Here is a 20,169-nt window from a genome sequence, read left to right as displayed (position 1 = left end):
CCAGAACACCGCTCCCCCGTCCCGCCCCTCTCCGAAACCTCCTCGCGGCCGGATCAGCAGATGTCGCGGTACGGGACCTCCGGGATGTACGTGGACCAGTCGGCGCGCGACAGGCCGCCGCCCGCGCGTTCGCAGACGGCGGCGGTGGCGCGGGCCGGGTCGACGGGGTAGGCCCTGAGGGGGGTGCGGGCCCCGGCCACGAGCAGGGTCCGGTCGTCGGGGCTGAACGCGATCGCCAGGACGGGGTCGGCAGCGGTGCTGAGCGTGGTCCCCAGCGGGCGCCCCGAGGCGGCGTCCCACAGCCGTACCGTGCCTTTCGTGCCCGCCACGGCCAAGGTCGCGCCGTCGTGCGCGTAGGCGAGGGCGGCCACCGACTCCCCCTTCCGGACGTGGCTCGACTCCGTCCCGGAGAGCAGGCCCAGGGGGCGCCTCCCGTCGCCGTCGTACACGGTCACCCGGCCGGAGTGGCTGCCCAGGGCCAGCCGTTCGCCGTCGGGGCTGTAGGCGAGCGCCTGGGCGTTCAGCTGCCCGGTGGCGTCCGAGGACTGGCGGCCCGAGGGCAGGGTGAAGCCGATCCCGTGCGTGGTGGCCAGCCGCTGCCCGTCGGGGCGCACCGCCATGGCGCCGGCCGGAGGGACCGACCAGGTGCCGGTTCTGCCGGTGGCCTGCTCGGTATGGCGCGGCGCTTCTGTGCGGCGCCGTGCGTCCCACCGCTCCAGCGCGGCTCCGGGACGCTGGCGGAGGGCGAAGAGGGAGGAGCCGTCCGGGCTGAGCGCGATGGCATCGGCGCTCTCCGCGTCGTCGACGCCCGTCGCGAGCACGAGCTCCGCCCGCTTGCGGTTCTCCCGTAGATCCCACACCGCGATCCGCTCCGGGCGAGCCCCGGCCCCTTCCCGGTGCTGGACTTCCGGGTCGTCGTGCACCTTCGTCGCACCGACCCCGTAGGCCAGGGTCCGCCCGTCACCGCTGAACGCCAGGTGCGCCCAGCACTGCTCGCTCTTCCGCAGCGGCCGGTCCGCCGTTCCGCAGTCGACCGGCGGCAGCGGGGTCGCCCGACCGCCGTCGGTGGGCAGCGCCTCGAACCACATCTGATCCCCGTGGAGGCGGGCCGTGACGACCAGCCGCCCGTCGGGGCTGAACGCGGCCTTCTGAGTCGGTTCCCGGCGCCGGGGGGAGGCGGTGGCACCGCCCACGAACAGCGTCCGCACGGCGCCGGTGCCGTCGCCGATCCCCTCCTGGTACCGGATCACGCCCCGGTCCAGATCCAACCAGTGGCCCACAGCGAACTCGCTGGCCAGCTCGTGCGAGTAGACCGCCTCGGCGGAGTCCGCGGAGTCAGCGGAGTCCGCGGAGATCCGCCACAGCGTGACCTTCCGGTCGCCCACCGTGGAGACGAACCGTCCGTCGCGGCTGAAACGGACGTCGTCCAGCGTGTCGGCGTCGTAGGGGACGGGCACCGTCTTCCCGGACCCCAGGTCCCAGACGGCCAACTCCTTCCTGCCGACCGCCAGCCCACGGCCCCGCGGATCGAACTCCCACGCCCTGCCGCCGTCGGGGGTCGGAGCGGCACTGCAGGCGGCGCGCGACAGCGCCGCCGCGCGGGGCGGGCGCACCCGACGCCGCGCGGCGATGTCCCAGAGCTCCAGGGAGGTCCCCGCGCACAGCGTCACGAGCCGGTCGTCCGGACTGACGACGGGTTGGTAGATGTCCTCGCCCTCGCGCTGGAACACCAAGCGCCCGCGCCGCACATCCCACAACCTGACCGAGCGGTCGTCGGCAAGGAGCACCATGCGCCCGCTCGGGGCGTACTCGGCGCTCAAGGTGTCCAAGGTGTCCCCGGGGTCGGGAGCAAGGCGCGGGCCGACGGGCTTCCCCGTGTCGAGGTCACGGCTCGTCAACCGACCGCCCGCCGCCACCAGCAACCGCCGCCCGTCCCGGGACAGGTCCACCACCCGCTCCTCGTCGGCCAGACGGAGCGCGCCGGTCCGACGGTGGCCGGCCACATCCCAGCGCTGCACCCGGCCGGCCGTGACCCGCACCATCGTCCGCCCGTCCGCGCTGAAGTACGCGCCCCCGCCGGCGATCCCGTCGGCGCCCGTGCCGGGCACAGTGAAGGAGTCCTGCTCCTGCTGCGTCACCGCCCCCAGCAGCGCCGCCCGCGCCTCGTCCGTGTGGCTGATCCGCCACGCGGCGGCGCTCAGCCGCAGCGCCGTCACCGGGTCGGCGTAGCGCATGGTCTCCGCGATCGACGCGACGCGGCGGGAGGTGGCCTCCGCGCGGCGCTGGTCGCTCTCGCGGTTCTGCTGCCAGGCCACCGTGCCCGCCAGCACCGCCAGGACGAGCAGCAGGGACAGCGTGCCGGCCACGGCCCGGACCCGGCGGCGCGAGCGCCGCCGCCCGCCGCTGCTCGCGGTGAGGAACGCCCGCTCCAGGGGAGTGAGGGCGGCGCGCTCCCGGTCCGAGCCGAACGCCTCCTCCGCCTCCGCCAGGCGCGCCCCGCGGTACAGCGCGCCCGGATCGCGGTGCAGCTCCTGCCACGACCGCGCGGCCTCCGTCAGCTTCCGGTGGACGCGCAGCCGTCCACGGTCCTCCTCGATCCAGCCCCGCAGCCGCGGCCAGGCGGTGATCAGCGCCTCGTGGGCGAGGTCGACCACCCCGTCGTCCACCGTCACCAGGCGAGCCCGGACCAGGCGCTCCAGCACCAGCGACGTGTCGTCCGACGTGACGACCGGGGAGTCGCCGGGCGCGTCGCCGGGCGTATCGCTCGGCGTGCCGCCCGTCGCGTCGGCCGAACCCGTCTCCAGCTCCGCCCGGTCCGCCGGGCGCCTGGTGTCCTGCGCGCCCTCGCCCGGGGTGATCAGCCGCAGCAGGATCCGGCGGGCCAGCTCCGCCTGGTGCGCGGACAGCTCGCCGTGGACCCGCTCCGCCGTCGCGGCGATCGCGCCGTGGACCCCGCCCACGGACTCGTACGCCTCCTCCGTCAGCGTCCGTCCGCGACGCCGGCGCCAGGTCTCCAGCAGGGCGTGGGACATCAGCGGCAGACCGCCCGGTTCGTCGGCGACCTCGGCCACGATCCGGGCGGTCAGCGACCGCTCCACGATCAGGCCCGCCGCGGCGGCCGGCTTCACGATCGCCTCGCGCAGCTCGGCCGGTCCCATCGGGCCGACGAGCAGCGTGGCGCCACGCAGCGCGGCCGTCAGCCCGCGGTGTCCGGCGCAGCGGCCGAAGAAGTCGGCCCGAACGGCGACGACGACGCGCAGCCGGCTCTCCGGTTGGCGCGCGGCGAGCAGCGCGTCGATGAACTCCCTCCGCTCGGCCGGCCCCTGGCAGAGCGTGAACACCTCCTCGAACTGATCGACGATCAGCCAGGTGTCGCCGTCCCCCGCCTTCGGGGTCAGCGCCGCGCGGTGGGTACGGGCCGGGTGCTCGCCCGGCGTCAGGACCCGGATGACGGCGGGTGCCGGTGCCGCGGACGGGGCGCCACCGCCGTTCCCGGGATCCCGGAGCGCGGGGTCCCGGAGCACGGGGATCAGGCCCGCCCGCAGCAGCGAGGACTTACCACTTCCGGAGGGGCCGAAGACGGCGGTGAAGCGGTTGCTCCGCGCCAGCTCCACGACATCGGCGACGAGACCGTCCCGGCCGAAGAAGCGCTCGTGGTCGCCCGGTTCGAAGCGGGCCAGGCCACGATAGGGCGGCTCGGCGGCGGCGTCGTCCTCGGCCCGCTCCACGACCGCCGCCTCCGCCGCCTCCGCGGCCGCCTCCCGCCAGCGCGCCTCCCACTCCGCCCGGTCCCCGCCGCAGACCTCGACGTACGCCAACGCCACCGGCAGCGAGGGCAACTGCTCGCCCGCCGCCGCCTGGGACAGGGCCGTGACCGAGTACCGCGCCCGCTGCGCCATCGCCCGGTAGGTCAGCCCCCCGGCCTCCTCACGCAGCTTGCGCAGCTCGTAGGCGAAACGCTGAACCGGACCCGCGCTCGGGTCCACCGGCCTCTCGCGGCGGCCCACCCGTCCCCCCCTTTTTGTCCACCACTTGTTGTCCTGCTCCCCCTCGCACCCCCGACCACCAGCGCTTTCGCCCCCCCCCCCCGGCGACGGAGGGAGCGCACGGGCCCGTCCGCTGACGTCTACGTGAAAGGCAGCAACGTGAAAAAGATGACCAGTACCCGCGGTGTCCGCGGTGCGATGGTGGCGTGTGCCGTGCTCACGCTGGCCGCGAGCACCATGCCGGCGATGGCCGCTGCCGCCGAGGCCGAGTCCACTCCGTCCGCGGCCTCACCACGTGCCATCGGGTGGAGCGAGTCGAGGGTGACGCCGGGCAACTACACGCTCACAGCCTCCACTCGACCTGATGCGCAGACCACATGGGTGGCGGGCATGCAGCTCATCCCCAGGGGGGAGATGGAGACGCCCTACTTCGTGCCCACCGTGTGGGAGCGTGACGAACGCAAGGGTTCCGGCTGGAAGCCGATGAAGACGGTGCCCGTACCCCGGAACTACTTCGTCCGGCTCAACGACATCGACGCTTCTTCGCGGCGCAACGCCATAGTGGTCGGTGACTACGCCAAGCAGGTCGGCGGTGTGGTGACGCAGCACTGGAACGGCAAGACGTGGAAGTCCGCTGTCGCTCCGGTGCCCCGAACGACCAAGGAAGGCCAGTTCGACGGCGTCGACACCCGCGCCCCCGACGATGCCTGGGGAGTGGGCGCGGCGGCGCTCGCCACCGGAGACGGCACCCGTGTTGTGGGGCTGCTCCAGCACTGGGACGGCACCCGCTGGAAGGCGCAGAAGCTCCCGGACGTCGCCAAGGGGTACAAGGGCTGGGCCCTGAACGACGTCACCGCGCTCGCCGCCGATGACGTGTGGGCGGTGGGCTCTAAGTTCCGCCACGACGGCGGAAAGCCGGTGCTGCTGCACTACGACGGCACACGCTGGAGCGAGGTGGCCGCTCCCGACCTCGGTGTCACGCGCGCACAGCTGCACGCGGTCGCCGCCGGGCCGGACCGGCGACTGTGGGCGGTGGGTGGTGCCTGGACGGCTGAAACCCGTTGGCAGGGGCTGGCGCTGCGCTACGACGGCAAGAAGTGGGTCAAGGCCCCGCTGCCGAAGGGGACCGGGGAGCTTGACTCGGTCGCGATCAGCCAGGGCGACCCCGTCGTCCTGGCGGCGAAGACGGAGGACACCCGCGTCGCGCTCCGCCAGTCCGGCGGAAAGTGGGTTTCGATGAACCTGCCCGTCGACGGCGCCATGCCGTATTGGGCGACCCACATTTCGGCCTCGGGCCGGACCATCGACGTCACCGGCACGTACTCGGGCACGGGGGGCTCCCAGGAGACGGGCCCCGGCACGGTGCTGACCGCGCGCCGGTAGCCGCGCGCGAGAAGGGGATGGGCTGGTGGAGGCCCATCTCCTTCCGCGACGGAGGACGCGCGGTGCGTCACCAGGAGACGAAATGCCGCTGGAAGTATCAAAACTCCGGTGAGATGAGTCTCGTCGTTGCCAGAATGAGTGTGTGTGGACAATCATCGGCGTCGCACTCGGCGGGCTTATCTCGGTCGTGGCCCAGTACTGGCAGGGACGCGTGTCGGAGCGGGGGGCACGCCGTACCGAACGCCTCACCCACCTCATCGATTTCCTGTCCGCCGTGCAGGAAGCGGAACGGGTCGCCGTGGACCACTACCACCACGACTTGGCCGATGAACAGTGGCAAGCGCGGGCCAAACAGGTCATCGACAGGGTGTGGGTCACCCAGAAGACGATTCACATGTTGTGCGCGTCCGAGGTCAACGAGGCGGCACGTCGGCTCGCGTTCGATGTTCAGGACGTGATTCGGGATGGCCCGGGTGACCCGGGGCAACCGCAGGACGAGAAGGTCTGGGAGTACATCCGTCCAAGCCGCCGGGCGTTCCTCGATGCCGTGCGCGACTACTTGAAATAAGAGCCGTCTCGATCCGAGCCACCCCACATGGCCACAGCCCGGGGCGTCAACGGCACAGGTCTCGATAAGCCAGTCCTGGCGCGTGCCGTAGCCACTGTGTGTGATCGAGACCGCCGCCGGCGACCTGGCAGGCCAGGCGCTTCGGGTCGTGGGCGGCGGCGGGGAGCGGGCCCAGGTCCCACAGGCGCAGCGTCCCGTCACCGCCGCCCGTCAGCAGCGTACGGCCGTCGGGGGTGAACGCCACATCGTCGACACTGTCGTCGAGAGCCGGCAACTCTGCGGCCACGTGGGGATATCGCAGATCGCCGATGTCCCACAGCACCGCCGTACCCTCGTCGTCCGCCGTGGCCAGCAGGTTGCCGTCGGGGTGAAAGGCCACACGTCCTCCGCGGTCGGGCGCGTCGGGGAGCTCGACGGCAGGCTTGTGCAGGGACGTACCGTTGACCCGGTAGACACGTTCGCCGACAGCCAGCAGCTTGCGCTTCGTGCTGAACGCCGTGTCCTGCTGGATCACCGCCACCGAGTCCCACTTGAGGTGACGGGGCCGGTTCGGGTCGCCCATGTCGAACAGGCCGCTGCCCGCGCCCGGAAGCGCGAGCAGCCGACCGTCCGGACTGAACGACGCCACGCTCGCGTCGGTATAGCTCTTGAGGGTGTACGAGCGGGTCTCCACGGGCCGTCCGCCCTTGAGGTTCCACAGCGTCGCCCAGCCGTCGATACGCCCGGTGAACCGGGGGTGGTTTCCGGAGGTGACCAGAAGCGGGGCGCGTGGGCTGAAGGCCAGTGAGGCCACCGGGCCCCGGGTGCGCAGGGTGGCGGTCTTGCGGGGGTGTCGCCGGTTCGACGTGTCCCACAGGATGACCCGGCTCGCGCCGTCGCCTCCGGCCAGGTAGCGGCCGTCCGCCGAGAAGGCCACGTCCGTCATGTTCCCGGAGAATCCGTGCAGGACGGCAAGCCGGCGGGGCTTGTCGTGGTCGGTGATGTCCCACAGCACCAGGCCGCGCGTGCCCGCGGTCGCCGCCGTCCGCCCGTCCGGGCGGATCGCCACGGCCGCCACGGCCACCGGGTCCGCGGCCGCCTGGGCGCGTTGCCACGGACCGGGCTCGGAGTCCATGCGCCAGCTGGCGACCGCATCGCGAGAGTCGACTTCTCGGATGTGCCGTCCGTCCGGCGTGAAGGCGACGTCCTGGCCCCCGCGCCGCTCGGTGGCGAGCAGCTTTCCCCGGGAACGCGGCTTGTCGGGGCGTGCCAGGTCCCAGCGCACCGCGCTTCCTTGCTCGTCGAGCGTGATCGCCGCCTTGCCGTCGGACCCGAAGGCGGCGGCGGTGACGGCGCCCCGGTGGCCGCGGAGTCTGCTGAGCAGCCGCGGTGCGCGGGAGGGGCGGATGCGCCAGACGTAGGCGGTCCTGCTGTGGCTGCTGATCAGGGTGCGGCCGTCGGGGCTGAAGGCGAGGGCCCCGCCCCAGGCGTCGTTGCGCCCCAGGCGGCGCGGACGGGCCGGGTCGGAGGTGTCCCACGCGGTCATTCCGCTGCCGTGTTCAATGGTGGTCTTCCCCGTGTCCGCCTCGTTGAGAATGACCTTGCCGGTGGCGCTCACGACGGTCTTGCCGTCGGGGCTCATCTGGACTTCGGTAGCGTCGTAGACACCGGTCACCGAGCCGAGTCGGCGTGGCCGGTCCGGGTCTGCCACATCCCACAGGTCCATTCGGCCGCTACTGCCCTTGCCGTCGCGCACGGTGGCCAGCGTCCGGTCGCCGTCGCCGAATCCGCCGCCGTCCAGGCCCGTCGCGCCGGGAAGGCCCGGTAACGGCCGCGGCCTGTCCGGCGTGGCGATGTCCCACAGGGCGTGGCCCTTGGTGGTCGCCACGAAGAGCGTGCGTCCGTCTCGGCTGAACGCGATGTCCTCGACGGTCCCGCGTGGCGATGTGAGGCGGTGCAGCAGCCGGCGCCGGCCGGGCTGTGAGATGTCCCAGAGCTTGAGCGTGCCCTTGCCCGCGGTGGCCAGGACGCCGGCGTCGTCCGAAAGCCGCCTGACGAACGGGCCGGTCTCGTCCGGTCCGTGTGACGCGCCCGCGTACGGCGTACGCCGCAGTACGTCGACCAGGGCGGCGCGGGTCTCCGTGGTGGGGAGCAAGCCGTACGCGGTCAGGCCGAGGCGGACGGCGGTCCGCGGGTCGTCCGCCAGCCGGCTCCGCGATTCAGCGAGCAGCGCGCGCACCGCGGCCACCCGTCGTTGCCCGTCCGCCTCTTTGCGCCGGCGCTCGGCCTCGTCACCACGCATCTGCGCCATGACACCGAAGACGAGTGAGACGACGAGGAAGAAGGCCAGGCCCCAGGTCAGCCCGCGCCGCACGCCGACTGATCTGGCGTGTTGGCGGGCCTCCTCGCTGTCGAGTTCGTCCTTGCTCACTCCGTGCAGGGCCGCCGCCAGGGTTCCGATGTTCTGGCGGAACCGGGCGTGGCCCAGGGACAGTGTGGTCTCGCTGCGGGCCCAGGTCAGGTCGACCCACAGGGGTTCGGCCTCAAACCATCCGAACACCTCGGGCGGCAGGGCGGTGGTGCGTGTCCGGTCGAAGTCCCGCGCACTGTGGTCCCAGTGCATCTCGCCGTCCGTGAGCACGATGAGGAAGGTGGCGGGCTCGCGGTGCTGCTTCCAGTGAGCGATCTCGCGGCCCACCCAGGGGGAGCGGGCGGCCTGCGGCGAGGCGAGCAGGACGAGATGGCGGCTCGCGCTCAGCTTGGCCTCGATGGTGGCCCAGAGGTCCGCACCGGCTTCCAGGGATGCCTGGTCGCGGAAGATCCGCAGGGCGCGCGGCCGGTTCCAGGGCTTGGCCAGGCGGCTCAGTGCTCTGTGTACAGCCGGGGCCATCTTGGCGTCGGCCCCGTGACTGTAGGAGAGGAAGGCGTCGTAGACGTACCGGGTCGTGGTGTTGGTCGACGGCATCGTGCTGCCTCACATGTGGGAAGCGCGCCAGAGGGTGTGCTCACGCGAGACGGCGTCCTCCGCGTTCGCCACGAAGGTCGCCCATTCCGCCTCGGTGACCGGCTGTTGGGCGCGGAAGGCGATCGTCGCCAACTCGTGCCGGGCGACGGCGTACGCGGTGGCGAGGGTCTTGTGCTGCTTGGTCTGCACCCACGCGGTGCCTCCCGCGGCGAGGGCCGCGCACACGCCGAGGAGGTCCACGTCGACGATGCCCGTCACCTTCATGACGCCCGCGCTGACGCCGAGCAGTTCGAGCACCGTGAGGGTGAGCGACCACATGGTGCTTCTGCGCTCGTTCCAGCGCGACTTGGCGCCGTACCACTCACGCTGGTTCCCGATGCGCTCCCGCAGGTAGATCGCCCGCCGTTCGTCCAGGGACAGCTGACGCACCCGTGTCATCTCGGCGGTGACCTGCTCCGGAGTGCCGCCGTCGGGGACGAGCCAGACGGCCTCGACATCGGTCTCGATCTCCGTGAACCGGGTCAGCAGCAACTCGGCGGCGGTTTCGGTCGAGGTCTCCTCCCTGCCCATCGGGCTGCCGCCGACCATGTAGCGCCAGGTGAGCGTCTTCGCCGACTCGGCGACCGCGCGCCCCTCGTACCACATGCGCTCCGGGCGTTCCTTGAGCAAGTACACCTCTGTGACCACGGCCGTGCAGAACGCCACCACCGACCCGGCGGCGGCGACGTCCGCGCCGTTGACCTGCCAGCTGAACACGCCCAGTGCCGCAGCGGCGATCAGCGCGCCCAACTGGCACTTGGTCGCCCACAGATAGTGCCGCTGGCCTTTCAAGGAGTTGGTGTCGGCCGCTCTGAAGAGCGCCGGAAAGTCCTCGTATGCAGGCATCGCCCCGTCCGATGGCCTCACCCGCTCGGCTACTGAAGCCACACGATCGCAGACGGCGATCCGGGCATCCCGTGAAGTCGCCTGGAAAGAGGGTGACTTCAGCCAGCCGCAGTGAGATGCCCGCCTGACGGATCGAGGTCGGCGGGCTCGTCCGGGCGTTGATCCATTGACTGTTCGTCACCGTCCCGTTTCTGATAGTTGTTTGAGTGGGGTACGGGCACACGCCCGTGGCGGTGTCCCCCGGCACCGCAGGGAGGACGCACATGAGCACCACCACTCGGGACGAGATCCTCGCCGGCGAGCAGCGGGCGGTGGACCACGCGTACGACTGCTACACCACGAAACTGGCCGAGCTGAGCGGCGGTTCGGCGGCCAGCGCGTCGGCGAGCGGCAAGGACGGGATCGCCAACCGGGCCGAGGCAAAGGCCCGTGCGGAGGCTTACGGAGGGCTCGGCGACGAAGCCCTGGTCTTCGCCCGCGTCGACGCGCCGGAGGACCCGGGAGGGGACCCTCGTCCCTGGTACATCGGGCGCCGCGGCGTGCAGGACGCCTCGCACGAGCCGGTGGTCCTCCTGTGGACCAGCCCGCTGGCGAAGAAGTGGATCGAGGCCAGGCCCGAGAACCCGGGCGAGGTGGTCCTGCGTCGGCGGTTGCGTTGCGTGCGGCGGGTCGTCGAGGGCTACTTCGACGAGATCTCCCTGGTGACACCCAGCTCCGTGCCTCCGGCCGGCCTGGAACCCGAGCCCGCCGCCGTACCGGAGCCCCGGCAGGCCACCGACGACAGCAAGGCGGAGGAGCCGGACACACCCCCCGCCACGCCGCGGGCGGGACGCTCGCCGTCCCCCGGCGACGTCGTGCGACGCGAGCGCCGGAAGGCGCTCCAGCCGGACGACTTCCTCCTGCGGGAGCTCCAGCGGTCGCGCGGCGGTCGGATGCGGGACATCGTCGAGACCATCCGCCGTGACCAGATGGAGCTGGTCACCGGTTCTCCCTCGGACATCCTCGTCGTGCAGGGCGGCCCCGGTACCGGCAAGTCGGCGGTCGGCCTCCACCGCGTGACCTGGCTCGTCAACAACGAGCACTTCAAGGCCCAGGACATCCTCGTCATCGGCCCCCACCAGCGGTTCCTCGACTACGTCGGCCACGTCCTCCCCACCCTCGGCACCCGGGACGTCAACGCCGTCCAGCTGGACCGCCTGTGGGAGGGCGAAGTCCTCGGCACCGACTCCCCGCGGGCGCGCCTCGTGAAGTCGGACGAACGCATGGCGGCCGTGCTGAGACGCCGTGTCGAGAGCGACTACCGTCCCGAGGCCCTCGACGCACTCACCGTCGAGCCCTCCTTCGAGGGCGACGAGCCCGCGGTCGTCATCACCGCGGGCAGTACGACCCTGCGCGTGCCGAAGTCCGAGGTTCTCGCCCTCCTCGCCCGGGCCCACGGTGGCGGCGGGCCCTTCCGGGAGCGGCGCGACCGCTTCCGCGGCCTGTTCGTCGACCGGCTCCTGCAGGAGCTGGCCGACATCGCGTCGCGCCGGGGGCAGGCCGGCACGATCCGCCGCGACCTGGAACGCAACCGCCGGGTCGAGCGGCTCGTAGAACGCGTCTGGCCTTCGCCGGGCCCCCGGGAGGCCCTGCGCAGCCTCTACGACTCGGCCGAGCTGCTGCGCGTCTGCGCCGATGGCATCCTCGACGAGGACGAGCGTGCGGCCCTGGCGCGGGCCCGCGCCGCCAACGCCGACGCCGACCCATGGACCCACGACGACCGCGTCTGTCTCGAAGAGCTCCAGGTGCTGATCAGCGGTGACACCCCGAGGCGGTACGGGCACATCGTCGTCGACGAGGCCCAGGACCTCACGCCCATGCAGGCGCGCGCCCTGCGACGGCGCTGTGCCGTGGGCGGTTCCATGACCGTCCTGGGCGACCTCGCGCAGGCGACGGGAGCCCATATCCCGACGAGCTGGGACCTGCTCGGCGCGCTCCTCTCCGACCACGGCGACTGGAGCGTGGCCAAGCTCGACACCAGCTATCGCGTTCCCGCCGAGATCATGGAGTTCGTCGCGCCTCTCGCACGGGCGATCGCGCCGTCCCTGCCGTACCCGCAGGCCGTCCGCGAGGCGGGAGCGGACGCCGTGCGGACCGTGGCGACCGAGCCGTGGAAACTCCTCGACGACACCGTCGCCCACGTGGCCCGGCTCGTGCGCACCAGCGACGGGAAGACCCCCCGATCCGTGGCCGTCGTCGTCCCCGACGACTCGGACTGGTTGGAGGCGATCAGCCGCAGGATCGACGAGGGCGGCGACATCGACGAGCCGAACCGCGAAGCCGTGTCCGTGCTGGCCGCCGAACAGGCCAAGGGCATGGAGTACGACCACGTCCTGGTCGTCGAACCCACCACGATCGCCGACCGCGGCCCCGCCGGACTGCGCCAGCTGTACGTGGCCCTCACCCGCAGCACCCAGAGCCTGACCGTCCTGCACACCGCCCCGCTGCCGGAGGCGCTCACCGGTTCCAGGAGCGGCGACGAGGCACCGGCGGCGTCCGATGCCCAGGCGGAGGGCACGGCGGGACGGCTTCCCCGGGTCGGCACCGATGTCAGGGTCGAGGTCGTGGACCGTGCCCCGGGCGGTCGCTACAAGGTCAGGCCGCTGTCCCCCGGGATAGACCGACCGCTCGTCCTCACCGTTCGCCACGGATCGGTTCCCCCGCGGCGGGGTGAGAAGCTGACCTGCTGGGTGTTCGCCAACGAGACGAGCCAGATCGTGCTCACCGCCGACCAGCGCGGCCGATCGCCCGTCTCGGAGCGGATGGCGGGACGCTACATCGCGGCGCTGGACGTGCTCGGGGAACTGGCCGAGAGCGACGGCGACGTTCCCGACGCCCGCGGCCGTCTCTCAGAGCTCCAGGGCATGGCCAACCGCATCCTCCGGCGGGATCAGGCCGACTGGGTCGACGTACTCCACCTGTTCGGCGACCCGGGCAGGGAGAAGCTGGGTGTGCTGCGCGACCTCACCGCGACGACCAACCGCGCGCTCAAGGACGGAACCCTGGACAGGGGCCGGCTCGCGGAGGAGCTGGCGGCTTCCGGTTGGGCAGGGCCCCTCGCCGAAGCGCGACGAGAGCTTCGGGCACGCTTCCCCACCGCGACGGAGCCGGACTCCGACGACGCGACGCCCGACGAAGCCGCCCCCGACGAGGCGGCCCCTGTCGACGCTGCCCCTGCCGACTCGGCGCCCCTTGCCCCGCAGCAACCCGAAGACCAGAAGGAAGAAGCGCAGATGACCACTGCGGACACCATCTCCGCCACACCGGTCCCGACCACGAGGGAGGGCTTCCTTCGCGCACTGGAGGCGGCTGCCGGGGCCGACCGCATGTGCAAGAAGCACGAGGCGGTCCGCCACGCGCTGAAGGCGTCGCTCCTCTGGGCGGACCTCGAACCGGCCGACTCACCGGTCGTCGACGTCAGCTGCGTCACCGAGCGCGGTCTCTTCCTCTACGAGGCCCTGGGCGCCGGCCGCTCGACCTATGCGGACCTCCGCTCGGGTGCGACCCGACTGCTCGAGATCAACCACACGCTGCCCACGCCTGCCGACGGCCTCTATCTCGTTCTCTCCGAACCGCCCTCTGAGGACTGGTCCGCGGACGTGATCCGCGACATCTTCCGTGTCACCGTCATCTGGCACAGCCCGGCCGGTTGGGGTGGTGACGGCACGGACATCGCGTTGGGCTCCGCGGCCGAGTGATCCCCGCGCATCCGGAAGTACCTCAGGCGTCGGTATACGTTGGGCGGTGGTGCTGAGGCGTCAGTGCTGGTTGACCGGCCAGACGGCCGCCGGATCGCAGCGGGCCGGGCACGCCAGCAGGTAGACCTCGTTGCCCAGGAACAGCCAGTAGGTGTCGGCCCTGACGCTGTAGGGCTGTTCTGGCTGACCGGGGTGGACGGCGAAGTCCATACCCTCGGTAACCTGGCAGACATACACCAAGTCCGCGCCGCACGCGCACGTGTAGTACTCGGGATCGTGCGCCCAGGACGGGGTGCCGCCCACCTTGAACGTCAGGACCCCGACGGGGGTGTCCACGAAGGGCCGCAGAGTCAGCGGCAGCGCGCACACGGACGGTTCGGCTTCCGGGGCCGGCAGCGCCGCGCGACTCTGCATCAGTACCCGCCAGAACGGAGCCGGGTAGGGCGGCTGCGGAGCGTCCCAGTACTGCGGTACGAGCCGGCCATCAGCAAGCTGGGGGTCGGACGCGTCGTTGTGCGCACGGCAGTGAAAGACCAGGAGGTGGTCTCCGCCGAAAGGCTCCACGTTCCAGGGGATGTCGAACTGGAAGAACAGTGCCATCCGCTCACCACAGAAGCACTCGGGCCAGTCCTGAGCCTCATCGAGGAAGGGCCAGCCTCCCACCGAGTTCCGCGCCGGGCGGACCAGCGGTTCGGTTCCCACCTCGACCGCGTAAGCAGGCAGCACCGTCCGCATCCTCCTCGTATTGCGTTCGAACATCCGCTCAGCGTAATAGCACCCTGTGACAGCTGGTCATGGTCCATCGCAGCGGCCGGCGGGGGCGCTGCGTTTCGGGACGCGGTAGGGGCGGGGCCGGGCCGAGCGGCCTTGGCCGGCTCAGCGTTTCTGCATGGTTTTCACTTACCGGCTGGACCGGAACAGTTCATTTTCCAGAGTCTTATCGACCGGGTGCGGCAACCCTAATCTCCACGGTGACCAGGGGTCAGCAGCGGCTACGTCTACGAGACGGACCCGTGGGGCGTGAACCCCGCCGTCCGGCGTACCGCCAGGGGCCGGTTCAACCACGAGGCCGCCGCCGCGGGAGCGAGGGAAGGTTGGAGAAACCGAACAACGCGCCGCAGCCCTCGTGCCGACGGTGCGGACACGGAAGCGGCTGTCGCGCACGTCGTTCATGCTCAGGTCGTGGACATACCTGAACGGGGACTCATCCCGGCGAAGACCGCTCGCAGGACACGGTCGATGTAGTCGTACGTGATCGGCTGCTGCGTGATCAGGAGTCTGTAGTACAGGGGGCCGGACAGGATGTCGAACGCAAGGTCGATGTCGAAGTCACCCGCGAGTTCCCCCCGATCCTTGGCGGCCTTGAGGCGGGTCAGGGTGTCGGCGGCCTGTGGCTCGATGAACCGCCGGTTGAGCGCGGCGGCAACCTCGGGATCGTGCTGCGCTTCGCCGATGAGGGCCTGGTACAGCGGGCCCCATGGGGGCCGACCCAGCAGGTCGACAGCCTTGGTCATCACCTCACGCAGGTCAGCCACGACGTCTCCGGTCCCTTGGGCCGCGCACTTCGACCTCATCACCGGCCTGCCCGGACGCGGGGACACCGTGGTGGGTCATGACGTCTGGCTCGGTTACCGGGCCATGGTGATGCCCGGCGTCCGCATCGGCCACGGAGCGATCATCGCCTCCGGCTCCGTCGTCGTCGACGACGTCCCCGACTACGGCATCGTCGGCGGCAACCCCGCCCGCCTCATCCGCCGCCGCTACAGCGATGCCGACATCGACCGCCTCCTGGCCCTGGCCTGGTGGGACTGGCCGCTCCAGCACATCACCGAACACATCCGCACGATCATGTCCGGCAGCATCGACGACCTGGAGAACGCCGCGCCCGCGCCCTCGCAACGGTGATCCCGCATTCCAGCACGTCAGACTTCCAGAGCTTGCGAATCGAGTCATCAGCATGCCTGCTTCGTCTCGCCACAACCCGTTCGCCGACTGGCTTCACGGCCATGCCGTCCCGCTCACCCACCTCGACCCGGCGGCGCCGCTCGATGACCTGGAGCCGCTACGCGACATCATCGGCAACGCGACGGTCGTCGCGATCGGCGAGCACTCCCACTTCATCGAAGAGTTCGCACTTCTGCGCCAGCGCCTCTTGCGATTCCTGGTCGAACGCTGTGGTTTCACCGCCCTGGCCTTCGAATACGGCTTCAGCGAAGGCTTCCCCCTGGACGCCTGGGCCCAGGGGGAGGGCGTCGACGACGACCTCTCGGCCCACCTCGCCGCGGCGATCCCCATGGGACTCCACGAGCCACTGCGCTGGATCCGCCAGCACAACCGCACAGCCTCACCACCGGTGCGTTTCGCCGGCATCGACATCCCAGCGGCCGGTGGGTCCCTGCTTCCCTCCCTGGCCCCGGTCGCCGACTATGTGCGCCACATCGATCCCGAAACCCTGCCGGCGGTCCAGACGGCGACGCGGATCGCCGAATCGTTCGCCGGTGGCTCGGGGGCCGCCGCCGCGCCCGCCTGGGCACGTCTGCCCGCGGCCGAACAGGACGCCCTCAGCGCGATCCTGGCGCGCCTGCTCATCCGGTTCCGCTCCATCGAACCGTTGTACGTCTCCCGCGGCAACCAGCACAGCTACGACATCGCCTTGCGACGCCTTGAAGGCGCCTGCCACGCCGACTACACCTTCCGCGCCATGGCCGACCTCTTCGCCGGAAAGGGGCTGACCGCCGACACCTCCGCCCGGGACCTCTACATGGCCGAGTCGGTCCTATGGCATCTGGAACGCTTCGAACCCGGGACCCGCGTGGTGCTGGCGGCTCACAACGCCCACATCCAGAAATCACCGATCTCCTTCAACGGCCACCTCACCACGCTCCCGATGGGACAGCACCTGCACAACATGCTCGGCGATGAGTACTTCGCCCTCGGTCTGACGAGCACCACCGGACACACCGCGGACATGCGGCGCGACGAGAACACGCGCTTCGGCTTCACCATCGACACCACCAGGCTGGAGCTGCCCGAGCCGGGAAGCATCGAAGCCGCCTTCGCCGACGCCGAACTCGGGCTCAGCATCGCCGACCTTCACCCGGCCCGCCCGGAGGCACAGACCCGGGACGACGCCGGCCCCGACCGCATCCGGATGCAAGGCGCCTACCTGCACACCCCCGTCCTCAAGGCGTTCGACGGCATCCTCAACACCCCCACCTCCACCGTCGCCGACGATATCCACATCTGAAGAGAGCAGCCGCTGTCAACCACCGTCGACCGACCACAGTCAGTGGTGCTCATAGATGCTCTTCCATACCGTGACCACCACTCCCCTCCTGTGACGGCGTGTTGAGGCCCGAACAGCCGTGCCTCCGCGCGGCGTCCCGGGCGAACGCCTTGAGCATCTCCTGTCGCTCGCGGCGTTCGGTATCGCCCGTCGCCTTCGGGCGCTCCCGGTCGGTGGCGGCCGTCAGGGTGAAGCGGGCGGTCCCGAAGAAGCCGCGGCACTGGGCCGTGGCCCAGGCGTCGCCCGTTCTTCCGTCGATCCCCGAGGGCGAGGTGAACCGTTGCTCCCCCGGCGGATCGGCGCGGAGATCCCGGGCGTAGGGACCGTAGAAGGCGCCCAGGTGGTAGAGGCGCTTGCCGCGCGTGTCGGTGACGAAGCAGTCCTCGATGGGGGCGTCGCCGAGTTCCGTCTCCAGTGCGGCCCGGCCCCTAGCCGAGGCGGTCGGGGCCAGGGCGCGGCACGTCCCCGTGGCCCGTCCGAGTGGCACGGAGTCAGCGCGGTCCAGGGGCGGCGGGGCCAGCGATGTCACCGTCCCGCCCGGGCTGGCCTCACACCCCAGTTTCTTCGCCGCGCGCTCGGCGGTGCCGGTGGTCACCCGGGCGAGGGCGCCGATCGTATCCGGGTCGCGGAACGGCGAGCCCCGGTCGGGGAGGGCCGCGCTGACGCCGATGAGCAGGCTTCTGTCGCTGCCACGGCAGGGGAGCAGGACCGCGGCGTCGGCCGTCGGTCCGCCCGCGAGGACGGCGCCCGACCAGCCGTGCCCGAGGGGGACGGCCGCGACGGCGTCCCCCGCGTAGCCTGCCCGTCCCAGCCCTGAGAGGGCGCCGTGGGCCTTGCCCGCCCATCCGATGTTCAGCTCGACGACGCCCGAGTCCCCGCCGCGCCCCTCGATGACACACCGGTCCACCCAGCCCGTCTCCCGTGCCGCGTCCGTGCGCGGTTCGGCGCGGAGCCGGTCAGAGTCCAACAGCGTTGCGAGCTCGCCTCCGGCCAGTGCTCCCCGGCAGGACGTCGCCAGCGCCCCCTCGTCCCGCTGCCGACCGTCGCCGTCGAGGACCGCGTACAAGGCGCCGGCGACCAGCAGTACGGCGGCGGGGACGAGGAGGACCGGGCGCCGGCGTCGACGCTTCCGGTCGGCGCCGGCGGGGGCGTCCTCCTGCATGGAGGAGGTGTCGGGCGGTGGTGTGCTCATGGCGGTGGTGGCCTCCTTCGGTGGGGCGTCAGGTGTTCCCGAGGAGATGCCGGCCCCAGTTGTTGCCCCGGTCGTAGCCGTTCACGATGTCGCCGGTGAGACCTTCCACGAGGTTCTTGTCCTTGATGCCCCGACCCTCGGCCCAGCCCTCGACCATGAGGGCCATCTGGTTGTTGGCCTTCACATACTCGTCCGTGATCTTGGCGGCCGCCTCGGCGTCGGCCGTGGCCTTGTTCTCGTTGGCCCAGGCGAAGGTCCAGGTGTCGACGCCGCGCTGCAGCCAGTCACCGCCGGGCAGGTAGTTCACCCCGCCACCGACGATGTGGTAGGCGACCTTCGCCTTCCAGTCGGCGTCGGTGTAGGCGGACGCCTTGTCGTCGTTGATGACGTCCTCGCGGATCGCGCTGTAGGCGCCGAGCACCGCGCCGGCCTTGTCGAGTGGGTTGCTCCGGTCGTAGCCCTCGGCCCCCTTGGGCAGCCTGCCGAGCTCCTCGCTGATGTACTGCGACTCGGCCTTGTGCAGGGTGGCGTAGGCGTCCGGGTCCGCGGAGATCCCTCGCATGACCTGCATGAGCTTGTCCGCCGAGACGGACATGTGCGTCCTGCCGTCCGCCGTCCAGGCGCCGTCGCCGTTCGCGTGCCGCACGTAGTCGCCGCTGATGCCGCCCAGGATCTGGTGGGTGTCACCGGAGTACTCGGCCAGCGCGTTGGCGACGGGGCGCTGGAGATTGGTGTGGATGTCGTCGCCGTCGAGGTTCTCGACGATCTCGTGCATGACGCGCGCCTGTGCCTCGTTGTGGGTGGCGCTGGGGTTCGGGTGATCGCCCCGGCCCAGCGGCTGGTGGCCGGTGGCGGCGGCTTCGAGCGCGGCACCGAGCCCCTCCCGGCCGGTGAACTGGGCGAGGACCTTGTCGTCGTGCACGCCGGCGGGGCCGACGTAGGTCGTCGTGGGCCAGTCGCGGTCCTTGAGGAGGTATTCGAGGCGCTCGTTCTTGCCGTCCGACCCCGGGTCGAAGAAGGAGGTGGAGGCGTCGGGCTGCTTGCCCATGATGCCGAGCAGGCCGTCGAGTGCGTCGGCGGCGATGCCGGGGTGGCCGCCGCCCCACTTGGTGAAGAACCCGGGCTGCTCCTTCTCCGCGGCGATGATGTCGTCGCCGGTGTCGTGCAGGAACCGGGTGCCGTAGTTGTCCCCGTGCTTCATCAGGTCGACGAACAACTGATAGCCGCGCAACGGGTTGGTCTTGTCGCCGAAGTTCTCCGTGCCCGCCTTGCGAAGGTCCTCGCGCCAGGAGGCGTAGAAGGAGGACTCGGGGTTGCGGGTGGCGGTCGAGATGCTGGCCGCGAGCCCGTTGCGGATGTCCTCGTACGCGCCCTTGTTCTCGTCGTCGCCGATGAGGTCGCGGAGCTGCTTGTTGAACTCGATGCTGCCCCTGGGGCCGCCGACGCCGTTGAGGAAGGTCTGGGTGAACGCCTCGTCGCTCTTGTTGTCGCGGAAGAGGCGCCGCATCTCGGCCAGCTCGGAGGCGCTGAGCCTGTCGTCGGAGTCGAGCTTGGTCCTGAGGTCGGCTGCGCGCTCGGCCTCGTACTTCTCGATGTCGCCCTGAGCCCGCGCGTTGAAGTCGTGCCCGCCCACAGTGATGTCGTCCAAGGCCCGGATGCCGGCGGCCTCGCGCAGGGCGAGCTTGACGCCCTGGTCGGCGTCGTCGACGTTCTGGACGGCCTTCTTGATCGCGTCGGTCCACTTGGTCTCGGCCGCCACGGTCTTCTGGCGCCAGCTCTCGTAGTCGGTGTCCTTCTTGTCGCTCTCGTCGATCAGGCTCCAGTCATAGGTGACCTTGCCCTGGGAGTCGATCAGGAAGTGCTCTTTCTTGGCGTCGGCGACCAAGTCCTTGACCGCCTTGACCAGCGTGGTGAGCTGCGTGTGGGCGTCCCGCAGCAGCGAGGCGACCGCCTTGGCCTGGGTCTGGGCGGCGGCGAGCTGGTCCTGGGTGGCCTTGAACCGCGCGGACGCGCCGCCGGCCGCGACGCCGAGCCAGCCGCCGTCGTCGGAGACCGTCTGGACCTTCTGCTGGTAGAGGTCCTCGACGGACTTGAACTTCCCGGCCATCTCGTCCCACTTGCCGGCCGCCGTGGTCAGCGGACCCAGATCGATGGTGACGACGTCCTGGTACGTGAGCGTCATGGTGGT

At 71.2% G+C, this 20,169-nt stretch carries 11 protein-coding genes and 2 pseudogenes; 6 read left to right on the top strand and 7 right to left on the bottom strand.

All coding sequences use genetic code 11. The annotated features are described in order from the left end of the window. Nucleotides 1-53: 53 nt before the first annotated feature. A complete protein-coding gene (locus CD790_RS30560; RefSeq protein ID WP_144386637.1) occupies nt 54-4,007 on the bottom strand; it encodes a helix-turn-helix domain-containing protein in 3,954 nt (1,317 codons plus the stop codon). Nucleotides 4,008-4,154: 147 nt separating this feature from the next. Here CD790_RS30560 and CD790_RS30555 point away from each other — a divergent pair, with 147 nt between their 5' ends. After that, nucleotides 4,155-5,369, top strand: coding sequence for a hypothetical protein (locus CD790_RS30555; RefSeq protein ID WP_144386636.1), 1,215 nt, complete (start codon nt 4,155-4,157; stop codon nt 5,367-5,369). Nucleotides 5,370-5,511: 142 nt separating this feature from the next. Next, nucleotides 5,512-5,937, top strand: coding sequence for a hypothetical protein (locus CD790_RS30550; RefSeq protein ID WP_144386635.1), 426 nt, complete (start codon nt 5,512-5,514; stop codon nt 5,935-5,937). A gap of 46 nt (nt 5,938-5,983) precedes the next feature. On the opposite strand, the gene CD790_RS30545 is transcribed toward CD790_RS30550, so the two are convergent. Continuing rightward, nucleotides 5,984-8,881, bottom strand: a complete 2,898-nt coding sequence (locus CD790_RS30545) for a TIR domain-containing protein (RefSeq protein ID WP_144386634.1) — start codon at nt 8,879-8,881, stop codon at nt 5,984-5,986. A 9-nt stretch (nt 8,882-8,890) separates the two neighbouring features. Further along, complete coding sequence (locus tag CD790_RS30540; protein WP_144386633.1) at nt 8,891-9,766, bottom strand: DUF4231 domain-containing protein; 876 nt, start codon at nt 9,764-9,766, stop codon at nt 8,891-8,893. Nucleotides 9,767-10,029: 263 nt separating this feature from the next. Here CD790_RS30540 and CD790_RS30535 point away from each other — a divergent pair, with 263 nt between their 5' ends. Next, nucleotides 10,030-13,503, top strand: a complete 3,474-nt coding sequence (locus CD790_RS30535) for an ATP-binding domain-containing protein (protein ID WP_144386632.1) — start codon at nt 10,030-10,032, stop codon at nt 13,501-13,503. A 60-nt stretch (nt 13,504-13,563) separates the two neighbouring features. On the opposite strand, the gene CD790_RS30530 is transcribed toward CD790_RS30535, so the two are convergent. Beyond that, nucleotides 13,564-14,262: a hypothetical protein gene (locus CD790_RS30530; protein WP_260868017.1), complete on the bottom strand. Its 699-nt coding sequence runs from the start codon at nt 14,260-14,262 to the stop codon at nt 13,564-13,566. 222 nt (nt 14,263-14,484) lie between these two features. Between CD790_RS30530 and CD790_RS37030 the strand changes: the two are divergent. Beyond that, nucleotides 14,485-14,601 (top strand): annotated as a pseudogene (locus CD790_RS37030) (translocation protein TolB); the annotation flags it as partial. A gap of 77 nt (nt 14,602-14,678) precedes the next feature. Here CD790_RS37030 and CD790_RS30525 read toward each other — a convergent pair. Continuing rightward, on the bottom strand, nt 14,679-15,038 hold the full coding sequence (locus tag CD790_RS30525) for a TetR-like C-terminal domain-containing protein (protein ID WP_260868016.1): 360 nt from the start codon (nt 15,036-15,038) through the stop codon (nt 14,679-14,681). A gap of 16 nt (nt 15,039-15,054) precedes the next feature. Here CD790_RS30525 and CD790_RS30520 point away from each other — a divergent pair. Then, nucleotides 15,055-15,408, top strand: a pseudogene (locus tag CD790_RS30520) (CatB-related O-acetyltransferase); the annotation flags it as partial. Nucleotides 15,409-15,460: 52 nt separating this feature from the next. Then, nucleotides 15,461-16,750, top strand: coding sequence for an erythromycin esterase family protein (locus CD790_RS30515; RefSeq protein ID WP_144386630.1), 1,290 nt, complete (start codon nt 15,461-15,463; stop codon nt 16,748-16,750). Between the two features lie 49 nt (nt 16,751-16,799). Here CD790_RS30515 and CD790_RS30510 read toward each other — a convergent pair whose 3' ends face one another. Next, nucleotides 16,800-17,981 carry a hypothetical protein gene (locus CD790_RS30510; protein WP_144386629.1) on the bottom strand — a complete coding sequence of 394 codons (1,182 nt, stop codon included), beginning with the start codon at nt 17,979-17,981 and terminating at the stop codon, nt 16,800-16,802. A 28-nt stretch (nt 17,982-18,009) separates the two neighbouring features. Then, nucleotides 18,010-20,163, bottom strand: coding sequence for a hypothetical protein (locus tag CD790_RS30505; RefSeq protein ID WP_144386628.1), 2,154 nt, complete (start codon nt 20,161-20,163; stop codon nt 18,010-18,012). Nucleotides 20,164-20,169: the final 6 nt, after the last annotated feature.

It is taken from the genome of Streptomyces sp. SAJ15 (genome assembly GCF_007595705.1).
In the GTDB taxonomy this organism is placed as follows: Bacteria; Actinomycetota; Actinomycetes; order Streptomycetales; family Streptomycetaceae; genus Streptomyces.
The sequence above is the reverse complement of the archived record's forward strand: the minus strand, read 5'-3'. Positions and strand labels throughout refer to the sequence as shown.

Coding starts and splice junctions, on each gene's coding strand:
- CD790_RS30510 (WP_144386629.1), bottom strand. CDS start 17,981: ATGAGCACACCACCGCCCGACACCTCCTCCATGCAGGAGGACGCCCCC.
- CD790_RS30555 (WP_144386636.1), top strand. CDS start 4,155: ATGACCAGTACCCGCGGTGTCCGCGGTGCGATGGTGGCGTGTGCCGTG.
- CD790_RS30530 (WP_260868017.1), bottom strand. CDS start 14,262: ATGTTCGAACGCAATACGAGGAGGATGCGGACGGTGCTGCCTGCTTAC.
- CD790_RS30535 (WP_144386632.1), top strand. CDS start 10,030: ATGAGCACCACCACTCGGGACGAGATCCTCGCCGGCGAGCAGCGGGCG.
- CD790_RS30540 (WP_144386633.1), bottom strand. CDS start 9,766: ATGCCTGCATACGAGGACTTTCCGGCGCTCTTCAGAGCGGCCGACACC.
- CD790_RS30505 (WP_144386628.1), bottom strand. CDS start 20,163: ATGACGCTCACGTACCAGGACGTCGTCACCATCGATCTGGGTCCGCTG.
- CD790_RS30545 (WP_144386634.1), bottom strand. CDS start 8,881: ATGCCGTCGACCAACACCACGACCCGGTACGTCTACGACGCCTTCCTC.
- CD790_RS30515 (WP_144386630.1), top strand. CDS start 15,461: ATGCCTGCTTCGTCTCGCCACAACCCGTTCGCCGACTGGCTTCACGGC.